A 14,036-nucleotide genomic window follows, 5' to 3' on the forward strand; every position below is an offset into this window, starting at 1 on the left:
CCTTGCCGAAAACACCGGAACAAAAGGGCTGAAGGCAAGCTCCGGCTTGCCTTCCGTCGGCGATTGCGGCTATTAGCGTGCAAATTGCGCCCGGCGGCGGTGAGCTGCGGGCGCATCCTTGTTGCAACAGGCGCTCGCAACGGCGCCGCCCTGACGGTTCGGAGCACGCCATGTCCCTTCCCGAAAAAGCCTTTCCCGTTTCCTGGGACCAGTTCCACCGCGACGCCCGCGCGCTCGCCTGGCGCCTTTCGAGCGCCGGCCGCTCGTTCAACGCGATCGTCTGCGTTACCCGCGGCGGGCTTGTACCGGCGGCAATCATCTCGCGCGAGCTCGAAATCCGCCTGATCGAGACGGTCTGCATCGCGAGCTATCACGACTACACCAGCCAGGGCGAGACGCTGCTGCTGAAGGGCATTTCCGAGGAACTGACGAAGGATGGCGGCGAAGGTGTGCTGATCATCGACGACCTCACCGACACCGGCAACACCGCCCGCGAGGTGCGCGAAATGCTGCCGAAGGCACACTTCGCCTGCGTCTACGCCAAGCCGAAGGGCGTGCCCCTGGTCGATACCTTCGTCACCGAGGTCAGCCAGGACACGTGGATTTACTTCCCCTGGGACATGGGCTTCACCTATCAGGAGCCGATCTCGAAGGGGCCGAAGTAAAAGTTCATCCAGGACAAACAAAAAACGCCCGGCCGTCTTCCCAGCGGCCGGGCGTTTTCGCTGCGGCAGGGGGTGTTACCGCTTGCGGAGGCGCTGCACCGGTCGCGTCGTCATCGGTGCGAAATAGTGTGTCAGCACCGGGCCGGAGACCCAGGCGATCAACAGCATTGCGGGGATCAGAAACATCTTCGCGTTCTCAAGCGTCGGCACCATGGTGATGATGGTCACAACGAGCGAGAAACCGATCGCAATCACAAGATAGGCAAAAAAGCGGGCTGGGAGCTTTTCCATTTCCGTCTCCATTCGTGTTGCATGGTAAACGCGAGGTGAAGAAAAGAGTTCCTGCCGGTGTGAAGATTGCGGGTTTACCGTGAACATCGCCGCATTCGATCCTTTTCCATGAGGGGGAGATCGTTTTGGGCTTTGTTGCGCGTGTTGAAAGCTTGGCGGACAAAGCCGCCGACGCCCATTCAGGCCTCAGCGGCCGCGCTCTTTCCTGAGCTTGTCCCACCATTGCAGGCGCTTGGCGATTTCGCGCTCGAAGCCGCGTTCGGGCGGATCGTAGAATTTCTGCCGCCCGAGTTCGGTGGGAAAATAGTCCTGCCCCGAGAAAGCGTCCGGCTGGTCGTGGTCATAGCGATAACCGTCGCCGTAGCCTTCGGACTTCATCAGCTTGGTCGGCGCGTTGAGGATGTGCTTCGGCGGCAGCAGCGAACCGTGCTCCTTTGCCACCCGCGTGGCCGCCTTGAAGGCGGTGTAGACGCCGTTCGATTTCGGTGCGGTGGCGAGATAGACGCAAGCCTGCGCCAGTGCCAGTTCGCCTTCCGGCGAACCAAGGAAATCATAGGCATCCTTCGCCGCATTGGCGACAACCAGGGCCTGCGGGTCGGCGAGACCGATGTCCTCGACGGCCATGCGCACCAGCCGGCGGCCGAGGAACAGCGGGTCCTCGCCAGCATCGAACATGCGGGCGAGATAATAGAGCGCGGCATCGGGATCGGAGCCGCGCACGGACTTATGCAGCGCCGAGATCAGATTGTAATGCCCGTCCTGGCCCTTGTCGTAGATCGGCGCCCGGCGCTGAACGATCGCGAGCAGGCTCTGCGGGTCGAGGCGTTCATCGGCCCGCGCCGAACGCCAGATCTCCTCCGACAGCGTCAGGATCGCGCGGCCATCGCCATCGGCCATCATCACCAGCGTCTCGCGCGCCGCGTCATCGAGCGGCAGCGGCTTGCCCTCCGCCGCCTCTGCCCGCGTCATCAGTTCGGCCAGGCTTTCTGCGTCATGCGACCGGAAGGTCAGAACACGGGCCCGTGAGAGCAAAGCGGCGTTGAGCTCGAAGGACGGGTTTTCGGTGGTCGCGCCGACGAGGATGATCGTGCCATCCTCCATGACCGGCAGGAAACTGTCCTGCTGGGCGCGGTTGAAGCGATGGATCTCGTCGACGAACAGCAGCGTCTGGCGGCCGTTCATCCGTCGGGCGCGGGCAGACTCGAACACCTTCTTCAGGTCCGCAACGCCGGAAAAGATCGCCGATATCTGCTCGAAGGCGAGGTCCGCCTCGCCCGAGAGCAACCGTGCGACCGTGGTCTTGCCGGTGCCCGGCGGCCCCCAGAAGATCATCGACCCGAGGGAGCCGGAGGCGATCATCCGCGTCAGCGCCCCATCGGGACCCGTCAGGTGCGGCTGACCGGTGACTTCGGAAAGATGCTTTGGCCGCAGCCGGTCGGCAAGCGGCCGCTTCTTTTCGACGTCCTCCGGGACTTTCGGGGCGAACAGGTCATTCATCTCAGAATCTGGTTTATCATCCTGCCGCCGCGGTTCAAGGAAAGACGCCAGTAGCCGGGGTTTTCTGAAGCCTCGTCTTCCAGCGTTCCCGTCGAATCGATCTCGTTGCCGTTGACGGCGACAATGATATCGCCCTTGGCAAAGCCGATCCGCGCCGCGGGCGAGCCGTTGGCAACATCGGAAACCGCCACACCATCAGATATATCGGGCAGGCGCAACTCCTGCGCCACGCGCGGCGACACATTTTCCACCGTCAGTCCGGCGAAGGGATTGTTGCCGCCGATCACCCGCGTGTCGCGCGGCGGGTCTTCGGGCGCAAGCGAAAGCGGCAGCTTGACATCGGTGAGCTCGCCGTCACGCTCGACGGAGAGATTGGCCGTATTGCCCGTGCCGATCACCGTCAGCCGGTAAAGCAGAGCATCGGGATGCTGGATCGGGGTGCCGTTGACGGCAACGATCACGGAGCCGGCCTTCAGCCCGGCCTTGTCTGCCGGACCACCCTTGCGCACCGCAGAGACGATGGCGCCGCGCGCGGCCTTCAGGCCGACGGCCTCGGCGATATCGGAAGAGACCGGCCCGAAGGTTGCCCCGACATAGGGCGTCTGGAAATAGTCCTGGCCGCTTTCGGCAGCGGCGACGAAGACCTTGACCATGTTGGCCGGGATGGCAAAGCCGATGCCGTTCGAACCGCCGCCCTTGGAGAAGATCGCCGTGTTGATGCCGATGAGTTCGCCCTTCATGTTGAGCAGCGCGCCGCCGGAATTGCCGGGGTTGATGGCCGCGTCGGTCTGCAGGAAGAAGCCGAACTCGCCGTCGGTGATCGAGTTGCGGGCAAGCCCCGATATGATGCCGCTCGTCACCGTCTGGCCGACACCGAACGGATTGCCGATCGCCAGCGAAATGTCACCGACCTCCACGGCATCGGAATCGCCGATCGGGATGGTCGGGAAGGTTTCGTCCGACGTGATCTTCAGCACCGCCAGATCGTAGCGATCGTCCTTCATCAGCACCTTACAGGGAAATTCGCGCCCATCGGATAGCGCGACCCGGACATCGTCGGCGTCGGCAATCACGTGGTTGTTGGTAATGACGATGCCGTCCTTGGCGACGATCACCCCGGAGCCGAGCGCCATCTGCTTTTCCGACCGTCCAGGCATCTGCTGGCCAAAGAACTGGCCGAAGAAGGGATCGGAGAAGAGCGGCGACATCCGCCGCGTCACCATGCGTTCGGCGTAGACATTCACCACCGCCGGCGTCGTCTGCTTCACCAGGGGCGCATAGGACATCATCACGTCGGATTGGGAGGATGGCACGGCACGGACGTCGTCGGCGAGCGCGCCGGTAAAGCTCATGCCGACGATAAGGGCGGCGGCGGAAATGCGGGTGAAGGCTGCGGTCATCTTGGTCCTGTCTTCCTCGATACGTCCATGGGTGAGCGCGCTTTTCGACCTGATGATATCAGATCAGCGCCAGAAATGCGTGGCACGGGCGCAAGACACCCACGCCACTCCCTCGCAGCCGATTTATGGGGTCAAAATGGGCGGAACAATGGGCAAGAACATTAAAAAACGGACCGATTTTGCAATCGATCCGTTTGTATTCACTTTCCTTCCCGCACTAAGCGTAGCTGGGCAGCGGTTCTCCGCCGGCATCCTTCAGAACCAGCGAGAACATATGTTTCACAATATCCGGATTATCGGCAGCAATGTCGTTCTGCTGATCGGGATCGGCGACGATGTCGTAAAGCACGGCCTCGCTGCCATCGTTCTTCGAGATCATCGTATATTGCCGGTCGGAGACCCAGACATAATCGTTCATGCCGGAGGTGAAGTAATCCCGCGGATCGGATGGCGTCTCGCCCTCCAGCGTCGGCATCAGGTCGACACCGTCCAGCCTGGTTTCCGGTTCGATGCCGGCGAAGGACAGGATCGTCGGGGCAATGTCGTGGGTCGATGCGAAGTAGTCCATCGCCTCGCCGGCGCGCTTGCCGTCGGGATGGCGGATGAAGAACGGCGTGTCGGTCATCTCCGGCCACAGCGCGAAGGACGGTTTGCCGAGCGCTCCATGCTCGCCGAGCGCCATGCCGTGGTCACTGGTCATGATCACCAGCGAATTTTCCAGGAGCCCGAGCCGCTCCGCCTGCCCCATGAAATAGCCGATCCAGCGATCGACCATGGTCATCTCGCCGGCATAGAGCGCGCGCATGCGCTTGAGTTGCCGATCGGTCAGGTAGTCGCTCTTGCCGTAACGCGGGGAAACCGGCTCGGGATCGGTATAGCCGGGATCGTAGAGATCGGCATAGTGGCGCGGTGCATCCCAGGGCTCATGCGGATCGAAGGAATCGATCGCCAGGAAGAAGGGCTGGTCGGGCGGCGTGCTTTCGAGCATGCGCGCGGCGGTGCGAAACACCTTGGCGCAGAGATAGTCCTCCTCGCGGGCACGATCGGCATTGTTGGCAAGATACTGCTTCAGTTCGTTGGCAAGCAGCAGGTTTTCGCCCTTGGACGTCAGTTCCTCGCCGCCGGCATCCTGGTACATGTACTGATCGAGGAACCGGTCGTCGGCGAGCCATGGCGGCATGTAGTCGTCGCCCTCCTGCCCCCTTATCCACTGCAGCGACTTGAAGCCGCGCGCGAAATTCATCGAGGGCTTGAAGGTGTGCGGATTATCCGAGACCAGGATCGTCGTATAGCCGCCGGCCGACATCTGTTCGGCAAGCGTCGGCTGGTCATCGGGAATGTGCTGCCAGCCCCAGACGCCCGATTCGTTGCCGCTGCGCTTGACCCAGTTTCGGAAGGGGAAGGTGCGCATGCCGCTGTGGATCGACCGCCGCGCCGGCACGGTGGGCATCGCCTCCGGTACTGCGCGGGTGAAGCGCAGGCTGTCGGCGGCGAGCTTGTCGAGGTTCGGTGTCTGGATCCAGTCATTGCCATAGGCGCCGATATGGTCGCGCCGGGTCGTATCGGTTACGATCAGGATCACATTCGGTTTCTCAGACCGGCTGGCCGCCGCGGCGGTCTGCGCTTGCGGTTTCTGTTCGGCCGCCAGCGCGCTGCCGACAACGCCAAGGCTGACACCGGCCGCTGTGCCGGTGAGAAGACTGCGACGAGAAATGGAAAAAGCCATTGAAGCACTCCGTTGCGATAGCGAAGCCAGACGGTCTGCTGGCCCGAAAGCTTAATCGCCTGATTTACGAAGAGTTCCCTCTTGCGGTCGCTGCAACCGCAAATACCTCGAAATGGTCATAATTTGTTCAGCGAATTCGATTATCTGCAATTTGAACGAGAAGGAGATTGCAATGACTAACTTCCAAAACAAGGCAACACGTATCGCCATGGCCGCCGTCTTCACGACCGCGACCTGCATCGGCAGCGCTCTCGTCACAACGACGCCGGCCGCTGCCGCGAGCTTCGACTGCAACGCATCCGGCCTGACGCCGAATGAGAAGACCATCTGCGACAACCGCGCGCTGAACGACGACGACGTCAAGATGGCGACGATGTACACCATGCTGAAGGGCCTGTTCGCGATGGGCGTTTCCGGCAACATGGGCGACGACCAGAAGGCCTGGCTCCAGACCCGCGAAGCCTGCGGCACCGATGTCAGCTGCATTGGCAAGGCCTATGACACGCGGATCGAACAGCTTCAGAAGCTTTACGACGGCATCGACAAGCCGCTCTGATCGGCATTGAACTCAAAAGAAAAGCGCGGGACCTGAGCCCGCGCTTTTTGTTGTTTTCCGTCGGTTATCCGGTTGCTTATTCCGGCAGGATCCGGACAGCGCCCTTGTCGGCGCTGGCGGCGAAGGCGGCGTAGGCCTTGAGCGCCGTCGTCACCTGGCGGCGACGCGGGTGCTCCGGCTTCCATCCCTTCTCATCCTGAGCGGCACGACGCGCTTCAAGCTCCGAAGGCGAGATACGCAGGCTGATGGTGCGGCCGGGGATATCGATATCGATCATGTCGCCGTTTCGGACGAGGCCGATGGCACCGCCCTGCGCGGCCTCTGGCGAGACGTGGCCAATCGAAAGACCGGACGTGCCGCCCGAGAAGCGGCCATCGGTGATCAGCGCGCAATCCTTGCCGAGGCCCTTCGACTTCAGATAGCTGGTCGGGTACAGCATTTCCTGCATGCCCGGCCCGCCCTTCGGCCCCTCGTAGCGGATGACGACGACATCTCCGGCCTTCACCTCGTTTGAGAGAATGCCCTTCACCGCGGCGTCCTGGCTTTCGTAAACGACGGCCGGACCTGAAAACTTCAGGATGCTCTCGTCAACGCCAGCCGTCTTCACGATGCAGCCGTTAAGCGCGACATTGCCCTTCAGCACGGCAAGCCCGCCATCCTTGGAAAAGGGATGCTCGGCATTGCGGATCGCACCCTTGACGCGGTCGAGGTCGAGCTCGGCCCAGCGGCGGTTCTGCGAGAAGGCTTCCTGCGAGGGAACGCCGCCCGGGGCCGCCATGTAGAAATTGCGGACGCTTTCCGAATTGGTGCGCACGATGTCCCACTGGTCGATGGCATCGCCGAGGGTCGACGAATGCACGGTGGGGCTCTCGCGCTTGATCAGGCCGGCGCGATCCAGCTCGCCGAGGATCGCCATGATGCCGCCGGCGCGGTGAACGTCTTCCATGTGAACATCGTTCTTGGCGGGCGCGACCTTGCAGAGGCAGGGCACGTGGCGCGACAGCCGGTCGATGTCGTCCATGGTGAAATCGAGCTCCGCCTCGTGGGCAGCCGCCAGAATGTGCAGCACGGTATTGGTCGAGCCGCCCATGGCAATATCGAGCGTCATGGCGTTCTCGAAAGCGGCCTTGCTGGCGATGGTGCGGGGCAGCGCAGCCTCGTCATCCTGCTCGTAATAGCGGCGGGCCAGATCGACGATCTGGTGGCCGGCCTCGACGAACAGGCGCCGACGATCCGCATGGGTAGCAAGCGTCGAGCCGTTGCCCGGCAGCGACAGGCCAAGCGCTTCCGTCAGACAGTTCATCGAATTGGCGGTGAACATGCCGGAGCAGGAACCGCAGGTCGGGCAGGCCGAGCGTTCGATCGCCTGGACATCGGCATCGGAATACTTGTCATCGGCGGCGGCGACCATGGCGTCGACCAGATCGAGCGCCTGCTCCTTGCCGTTCAGCACCACCTTGCCGGCTTCCATCGGTCCGCCGGAAACGAAGATTGCCGGAATGTTGAGGCGGAGCGCCGCCATCAGCATGCCGGGCGTGATCTTGTCGCAGTTCGAGATGCAGACCATCGCGTCGGCGCAGTGGGCGTTGACCATGTATTCGACACTGTCGGCAATGACCTCGCGCGACGGCAGCGAATAGAGCATGCCGTCGTGGCCCATGGCGATACCGTCATCGACGGCGATCGTGTTGAATTCCTTGGCGACACCACCGGCGCTTTCAATCTCGCGCGCGACAAGCTGGCCGAGGTCCTTCAGGTGCACGTGACCCGGCACGAACTGGGTAAACGAGTTGACGACGGCGATGATCGGCTTTCCGAAATCACCTTCTTTCATGCCGGTTGCGCGCCAGAGACCGCGCGCGCCGGCCATGTTTCGACCATGGGTCGTCGTTCTGGAACGATAGGCAGGCATGGGGCTTCCTTTCTTAAAATCGGGGCGATGAGCATATCCGGCCAGTCCGGCCCTCCTCGATATACTGCTGCGACACGCGCAGAAACGCCTCTTTGTCTGCGTGGTACCGCATATTCGCAGGGCTGTCACTATCGCTTGGCGGCAAAACGGTACTCTCCGGTACGGTTATGGCCGCAACCCGTGTCTTGCCCCTCAGCAAGTGCTTACGCGGCCACCGCTCAGCCATAAGCAGATGGACGAGACGACCGCCCGGCAGCAGATCGGAAGCCGTTGCGCTCCACGTCCGGGGCGCCTCAGCAAGAAAGGAATTCCCATGATCCGTTCCCTGATGCTCGCCGTTTCGATCATCGCCGTCCCTGCGGCGGCCTTCGCCATGCCGGTCGTCGGCGATATTGTCGGCACCAACCCGACGGATGCGGCTGCTGCTCTTCAGAAGGCCGGCTGCAATCTCAAGGGCTTTGAGGCCGAGGGCCGCATGATCGAGGCCAGGTGCTATGACCAGGACAATATGATGCATGAGGTCTATATCGACCCGAAGACCGGCGCGATCGCCAAGATCTCCGGGAAAGACTGATATGCCGACCGACAGCCGAACAGGGAAAGGGGCAGCGATTGCCCCGCCCGATCCGTGGGACCCCGTCGTGCGCCTCAGTCACTGGATCATCGCCATCGCCGTCATCGTCAACGGCCTGATCTCCAAGCCGGGTGGAACCGTTCACGTCTGGATCGGCTGGATCGCGATGGCCGTGCTGGTCATCCGTCTGGTCTGGGGCTTCATCGGACCAGACGAAGCGCGGTTTTCCTCCTTCCTGCCGGATCCGCGTGCCGCGGTTTCGCATCTTCTCGCTGTTCTGCGCGGAAGGCCCAGGGAATACCCGTCCCACAATCCTGCCGGAACGATGATGGTCTATGCGCTCTGGATATGTCTCGCCGCAGTCATCGCGACCGGGTTGATCATGACGGACGCAAAAACGCCGGTCGCCATCGCCAAGGAGCGGGCGGCAGTGGAACAGGGCGACTGGTCCGTAATGGTAACGGATGGCGAGGGCGAAGGTGGAACGGGCGACATCGCAAAAGCGATACATGAAACGGCGGCCAATCTCATGCTAGTATTGGCGCTCGTTCATGTCGCGGGCGTTGCGGCCGAAAGCTACGCGCTCAGGCGAAATCTCGTCCGTCCGATGATCAAGGGTCCACCCCGCTGATGAAAATCCGCAAGATCAAGGCGCAAGGGCGGTCGCAAACGGTCGCCCTTGCGCTCTTCATGGTGCTGCAGAGCATTGCCGCACTTTTCTTCGTCGCCGATGCCGTTCGTGACCTAGTCGATGGCCCCCTCGGCGTCGAATCCGTCATCGAGGCGCTGACCGCCTTCGTGCTCGTGTTCGGTATTTTCATGGCCGCCTGGCAATTGCGGCTGACGCTCGAACGCATGGCCGCTCAGGGCCGCGCTCTCGATATCGCGCGCGGCGATTTCGTTCGCATCATCGAAACGCAGTTCGACATATGGGGGCTGACGGCGGCGGAACGCGAGGTTGGCATGCTGGCGCTGAAGGGCATCGACATCGCCGAGATTGCGCGCCTCAGGGGATCGGCCCAGGGCACTGTGCGCACGCAGATGACCCGCATCTATGCAAAGTCCGGCGTTTCCGGGCGCGCCCAATTCGCGGCATGGTTCGTCGAGGAACTTCTGGGAGACGGCATCTCGCAGCCGCATGGCGAGGAAAAGACGTAGTTCGGTTCCGGCAACCGATGCAGTTTTACCGCGTCGCGCCTCAGCCTCACAACCCCTACACAAAAATGTGGTCGCAACGTTTCTTGTTAAAGATGAAACTATCGGCGATGTTCCTGCGTATCAGGTTCAGCACGAACATTACGGGAGGCAGCCCATGTCCGCCTACAAGCCGCCGCATATTCCGGCTTCGGAAATCACCCCGGAACATCTTTATCTGAAACGCCGTACGCTCATCGCAGGGCTCGCGGCCGGCGCCACGTTCCTTGGCGCGCCCGGTGCATTCGCCGCTGCGGACGACCTGAAGCAGGGCGAAGATCTGAAGACCGTCAATGGCCCCTTCCCCGCGCCTGCCGACCGTAAGGTGACGAGCTACGAGGACATCACCCACTATAACAATTTCTACGAATTCGGCACCGGCAAGGAAGATCCCTACCGCAACTCCGAAAGATTCCAGCCCTATCCCTGGACCTTCGAGATCGGCGGCATGGTGCAGAAACCGCAGACCGTCGACATCGAAACCCTGATGACCAAGTTCCCGCTGGAAGACCGCGTCTACAGGATGCGCTGCGTGGAAGCCTGGTCGATGGTCATCCCCTGGGTGGGCATTCCGCTGAAATCGATCATCGATATGGCAGAGCCAACCGGATCGGCCAAATACGTCGCCTTCGAAAGTGTGGTGCGGCCGAAGGAAATGCCCGGCCAGAGCGGTTTCGGCCAGCCCATGCCGTGGCCCTATGTCGAGGGTCTTCGGCTTGACGAAGCCAATCACCCGCTCACGATCATCGCCGTCGGGCTTTACGGCAAGACGCTGCTCAACCAGTCGGGCGCGCCGATGCGGCTGGTGGTTCCGTGGAAATACGGCTTCAAGGGCATCAAGTCGATCACCAAGATCACGCTCACCGACAAGCAGCCGCCGAACAGCTGGAACCTGCTGCAGTCGAACGAGTACGGGTTCTACGCCAACGTCAATCCGGATGTGCCGCATCCGCGCTGGAGCCAGGCCTCCGAGCGCGTGATCGGCTCCGGCGGCGGCTTTTTCGGCGGAGAACGCATTCCGACGTTGAAGTTCAATGGTTATGGCGACGAGGTCGCGAGCCTCTATGCCGGCATGGACCTCACCGCAAACTACTGACCGGCAGGACACGATGAACGCCAACGCAGCGACACAACGCCCGGCCGCCAGTTGGTGGCGACCGGCCTCGGTCTGGGCCCTCTATGTAGTGGGCCTGCTGCCGGCCGTCTGGTATTTCTACCTCGGCGCCACCAACCAGCTCGGCGTCGACCCGGTGAAGACATTCGAGCATCTTCTCGGCATCTGGGCGCTGCGCTTCATTCTACTGACGCTCTGCATCTCGCCGCTGCGCGAGCTCGCCGACGTCAACCTGTTGCGCTATCGCCGCGCGCTCGGCCTGCTCGGCTTCTATTATGTGTGCTTCCACTTCCTGGTCTATTTCGTGCTCGACCAGCGCATGGACGTCAACACGGTCGTTCAGGACGTCATCAAGCGGCCGTTCATCACCTTCGGGATGATCGCACTGGTGCTCCTCATCCCGCTGGCGCTGACCTCCAACAACTGGTCGATCCGCAAGCTGAAGAAGAACTGGACCAGGATCCACTCCTTCATCTACGAAATCACGGCGCTCGGCACCCTGCATTTTGCCATGGCCCGCAAGGTGATCGGCCCGGAAATCATGATTTATATCGCCATCGCCGTGCTGCTGCTTGGCTACCGCTTCCTGCGGCCGACCCTGATGGAGCGCAAGCGCGCCCGTAGGAAGGCAGCCCGGATGCAGATGGCGCCGAAATAGAACAGAAGCTCCCAAGCGACAAAAACGCCCGCGCCGATGGTCGCGGGCGTTTTTGTCGGATCGGAGCTATGCCTTAGCCGACCACCTTGAGCATGCCGGGATGTGCCCGAACGGTTTCCTGCCGGGCCAGCCAGCCATCGATGCCGACCCACTGCCCCGCACCCTTGATGGCGATGTAAAGAAGGGTGACGATGTGGTAGTCGATCAGCAGGTTGTTGTGATCGCTGATGAACGGGAAGGTCATGTGCGCCATCCAGTAGAAGAACAGGATGCCGGCCCCGATCGGAGCACTGATGCGCACCAGGCAACCGAAGAGCAGCGACAGACCGATCGCCAGGTGGCCATAGGCAACCAGGAAGCTCATCACCGGCGCGATGGCCGGCGCGGTGAGCGGCGCGAACAGCCAATGGAAGGTGGTGGTGTGGCTGAGGAAGCCGGTGACGCTGAAGTTCGGGTCGAAGACCTGGTGCGAAGACGCGTAGAGGAAGGTCCAGGCCATCAGGAAACGCATGACCAGGAGAAAGCGTTTGTCAATTTCGGTAATCATGGCACTCTGCCTTTTGAAAGAGTTCTGACGAATTCGCTTGAGCGAAAGGTCGGACCTGTCGTCGGTCAGATCGTCATCGCGAAGGATGACGGGATTTCCGTTTGATGCCGGACCGGCGGCTTGTCGGATGTCAACCGGATGTTGTCCGGAGCAACCTTTTGTTCGAGGCCAAAACTACGCTTCGATCGATTTGGCCGCCTGATCGAGATCAAAAAACAGGCTTCGCTTTATTGGACACAGTGTTCACCTTTTGCGTGCCTAGGGTGCAAAAAGATCGGTCAGGCATTCTGGAGTGACGGAGGAGACAGGCATGAAGGTCATGATTCTGGTCAAGGCGACCGCTGAGAGCGAAAAGGGCGTGATGCCCACCATCGAACTGCTGGATGCGATGGGTCGCTTCAATGAGGAACTGGTGAAGGCCGGTATCCTGCAGGAGGCAGACGGTCTGAAGCCCTCCTCGCAAGGCAAGCGCGTCGCTTTTGATGGCGCCGGCCGCACCGTCATCGACGGCCCCTTCGGCGAGACCAGCGAGCTTGTCGCCGGTTACTGGATCTGGCAGGTCAAGGACATGGACGAGGCGGTGGAATGGGTAAAGCGCTGCCCGAACCCGATGCCCGGCCCGAGCGAAATCGAGATCCGCCCTGTCTACGCGGCCGAGGATTTCGCCGAGCTCTTCGACAAGACATGACCATCATCCTGATCGGCGGCACGTCGCACACCGGAAAATCCACGCTCGCCGCCCGGCTCGGCGACCGGCTCGGCATTGATGTCATGTCCACGGACAAGCTTGGCCGCCATCCCGGCCGGCCCTGGCCGGTGGTGCGGCCCGAGGTTGCCGAATTCTACCGGAGCCTTTCGCCGGAGACGATCCACTGGTTCCTGAAGGTGCATCATGAGAACATGCGCCCGCGGCTTGGAAACCTGATCGAGACGGCCCCCGCAGCGGGCCTCGTCCTCGAAGGCTCGGCCCTGCGTCCGGAATATATGGCCGGATGGAATGCCACCGCCCGCGTGTTTCTCCACGCCGACCCCGCCTTTCTGACAGACCGCATCCGCATCAGCAGCCAGTACGACACGCTGAGCACCGAGGCGCGTGCGCTCGTTGACGTCTTCACCGAACGCTCTCTGCGGGAGAATGCAGAGGGGCTCGAAGCCGCGCGCCGTCACGACATCACGCTCATCGATGCGGCCGATGGTGATACCATGGCGAGGCTTGCGGAAAGCCTGGTCTCAGATCACAGGAGACTTGCCGAAGAGCCGGCAAAAGATTAGAAACATTCGAAACTGCTTTCCGAGGAAACGGACATGATCGCAGGCAGGCACAAAGGCAGGATGAAGCGGATCGTGCGGCGCGCGCTGGGCGGCCTGGGGCTCTTTACACTTGCCTCCGGGCTCTATCTCGGCGGCCTGCAGCTCTCAGGCAATTTCCACGAGGTTAAGGCGGGCGAGCTCTATCGCTCCGCTCAACCGGATGCCGCCGAACTTTCCGACTATGTGCAGCGCTACGGCATCAAGACGATCATCAACCTGCGGGGCGCCCGCCCGGGTAAGGGCTGGTACGATGCTGAGGTTGCCACAAGCCGCAAGCTCGGCGTCGAGCACATCGATTTCGGCATGTCCGACCGCGAGATGCTTTCCGTCGACCGCAGCATGGAGCTGATCGCGCTGATGCGCGATGCGCCGAAGCCGATCCTGATCCATTGCAAGGCAGGTGCCGATCGCACCGGGCTTGCCTCGGTGATCTACCTCCAGCAGCTTGGTGGCATCGGTGAGGAGCAGGCCGAATGGCAGCTCTCCCCGATTTACGGTCATATCGGCATTCCCGTGATCGGCCCTTACGCCATGGACGAGACCTGGGAAGGGCTCGAGAAGGTTTTCGGCCTGCCGAGCTGACCGTCAGAG

The 14,036-nt window shown here is 61.8% G+C and carries 16 protein-coding genes; 10 read left to right on the forward strand and 6 right to left on the reverse strand.

Translation table 11 applies throughout. The features are described from left to right. Positions 1-170 precede the first annotated feature (170 nt). Positions 171-665, forward strand: a complete 495-nt coding sequence (gene gpt / locus TM49_RS19690; RefSeq protein WP_045683733.1) for a xanthine phosphoribosyltransferase — start codon at positions 171-173, stop codon at positions 663-665. A gap of 75 nt (positions 666-740) precedes the next feature. Here gpt and TM49_RS19695 read toward each other — a convergent pair whose 3' ends face one another. The 4 genes from TM49_RS19695 to TM49_RS19710 form a co-directional block, all read right to left on the reverse strand. Next, positions 741-956 carry a hypothetical protein gene (locus tag TM49_RS19695; protein WP_144409622.1) on the reverse strand — a complete coding sequence of 72 codons (216 nt, stop codon included), beginning with the start codon at positions 954-956 and terminating at the stop codon, positions 741-743. A gap of 186 nt (positions 957-1,142) precedes the next feature. Continuing rightward, a complete protein-coding gene (locus TM49_RS19700; RefSeq protein WP_045683736.1) occupies positions 1,143-2,453 on the reverse strand; it encodes a replication-associated recombination protein A in 1,311 nt (436 codons plus the stop codon). After that, entirely contained in the window at positions 2,450-3,805 is a 1,356-nt protein-coding gene (locus tag TM49_RS19705; RefSeq protein ID WP_244464875.1) for a DegQ family serine endoprotease, read from the reverse strand. The genes TM49_RS19700 and TM49_RS19705 overlap by 4 nt, the downstream gene beginning before the upstream one ends. Positions 3,806-4,070: 265 nt before the next feature. Next, positions 4,071-5,579 (reverse strand): sulfatase, encoded by a 1,509-nt coding sequence (locus tag TM49_RS19710; protein ID WP_244464760.1) that lies wholly within the window; start codon positions 5,577-5,579, stop codon positions 4,071-4,073. Positions 5,580-5,787: 208 nt separating this feature from the next. Between TM49_RS19710 and TM49_RS19715 the strand changes: the two genes are divergently transcribed. Beyond that, complete coding sequence (locus TM49_RS19715) at positions 5,788-6,135, forward strand: lysozyme inhibitor LprI family protein (protein WP_045683739.1); 348 nt, start codon at positions 5,788-5,790, stop codon at positions 6,133-6,135. Between the two features lie 76 nt (positions 6,136-6,211). Here TM49_RS19715 and ilvD read toward each other — a convergent pair whose 3' ends face one another. After that, positions 6,212-8,047, reverse strand: a complete 1,836-nt coding sequence (gene ilvD / locus TM49_RS19720) for a dihydroxy-acid dehydratase (RefSeq protein WP_045683741.1) — start codon at positions 8,045-8,047, stop codon at positions 6,212-6,214. A gap of 313 nt (positions 8,048-8,360) precedes the next feature. Between ilvD and TM49_RS19725 the strand changes: the two genes are divergently transcribed. The 5 genes from TM49_RS19725 to msrQ all read left to right on the forward strand — a co-directional run bounded on the left by TM49_RS19725 (position 8,361) and on the right by msrQ (position 11,587). After that, positions 8,361-8,621: a PepSY domain-containing protein gene (locus TM49_RS19725; RefSeq protein WP_045683742.1), complete on the forward strand. Its 261-nt coding sequence runs from the start codon at positions 8,361-8,363 to the stop codon at positions 8,619-8,621. A 1-nt stretch (position 8,622) separates the two neighbouring features. Continuing rightward, on the forward strand, positions 8,623-9,252 hold the full coding sequence (locus TM49_RS19730) for a cytochrome b/b6 domain-containing protein (protein ID WP_045683744.1): 630 nt from the start codon (positions 8,623-8,625) through the stop codon (positions 9,250-9,252). Further along, complete coding sequence (locus tag TM49_RS19735) at positions 9,252-9,779, forward strand: helix-turn-helix transcriptional regulator (RefSeq protein ID WP_045683745.1); 528 nt, start codon at positions 9,252-9,254, stop codon at positions 9,777-9,779. Before TM49_RS19730 ends, TM49_RS19735 begins: the two co-directional genes overlap by 1 nt. Positions 9,780-9,933: 154 nt before the next feature. Then, positions 9,934-10,911 carry a protein-methionine-sulfoxide reductase catalytic subunit MsrP gene (gene msrP / locus TM49_RS19740; protein WP_045683747.1) on the forward strand — a complete coding sequence of 326 codons (978 nt, stop codon included), beginning with the start codon at positions 9,934-9,936 and terminating at the stop codon, positions 10,909-10,911. A gap of 13 nt (positions 10,912-10,924) precedes the next feature. Further along, positions 10,925-11,587: a protein-methionine-sulfoxide reductase heme-binding subunit MsrQ gene (gene msrQ, locus TM49_RS19745; RefSeq protein WP_045683748.1), complete on the forward strand. Its 663-nt coding sequence runs from the start codon at positions 10,925-10,927 to the stop codon at positions 11,585-11,587. Between the two features lie 73 nt (positions 11,588-11,660). Here the strand turns inward: msrQ and TM49_RS19750 are convergent, their stop codons facing one another. After that, a complete protein-coding gene (locus tag TM49_RS19750) occupies positions 11,661-12,134 on the reverse strand; it encodes a DoxX family protein (protein ID WP_052699957.1) in 474 nt (157 codons plus the stop codon). A gap of 310 nt (positions 12,135-12,444) precedes the next feature. On the opposite strand from TM49_RS19750, the gene TM49_RS19755 reads away from it, so the two are divergent. From TM49_RS19755 to TM49_RS19765, 3 genes are all read left to right on the forward strand, one after another. Next, complete coding sequence (locus TM49_RS19755) at positions 12,445-12,822, forward strand: YciI family protein (protein ID WP_045683749.1); 378 nt, start codon at positions 12,445-12,447, stop codon at positions 12,820-12,822. Further along, positions 12,819-13,406 (forward strand): hypothetical protein, encoded by a 588-nt coding sequence (locus TM49_RS19760; protein WP_045683751.1) that lies wholly within the window; start codon positions 12,819-12,821, stop codon positions 13,404-13,406. Before TM49_RS19755 ends, TM49_RS19760 begins: the two co-directional genes overlap by 4 nt. Before the next feature lie 93 nt (positions 13,407-13,499). Next, positions 13,500-14,027 (forward strand): dual specificity protein phosphatase family protein, encoded by a 528-nt coding sequence (locus TM49_RS19765; protein ID WP_045685543.1) that lies wholly within the window; start codon positions 13,500-13,502, stop codon positions 14,025-14,027. The last annotated feature ends 9 nt before the right edge of the window (positions 14,028-14,036 follow it).

It is taken from the genome of Martelella endophytica (genome assembly GCF_000960975.1).
Lineage (GTDB): Bacteria > Pseudomonadota > Alphaproteobacteria > Rhizobiales > Rhizobiaceae > Martelella > Martelella endophytica.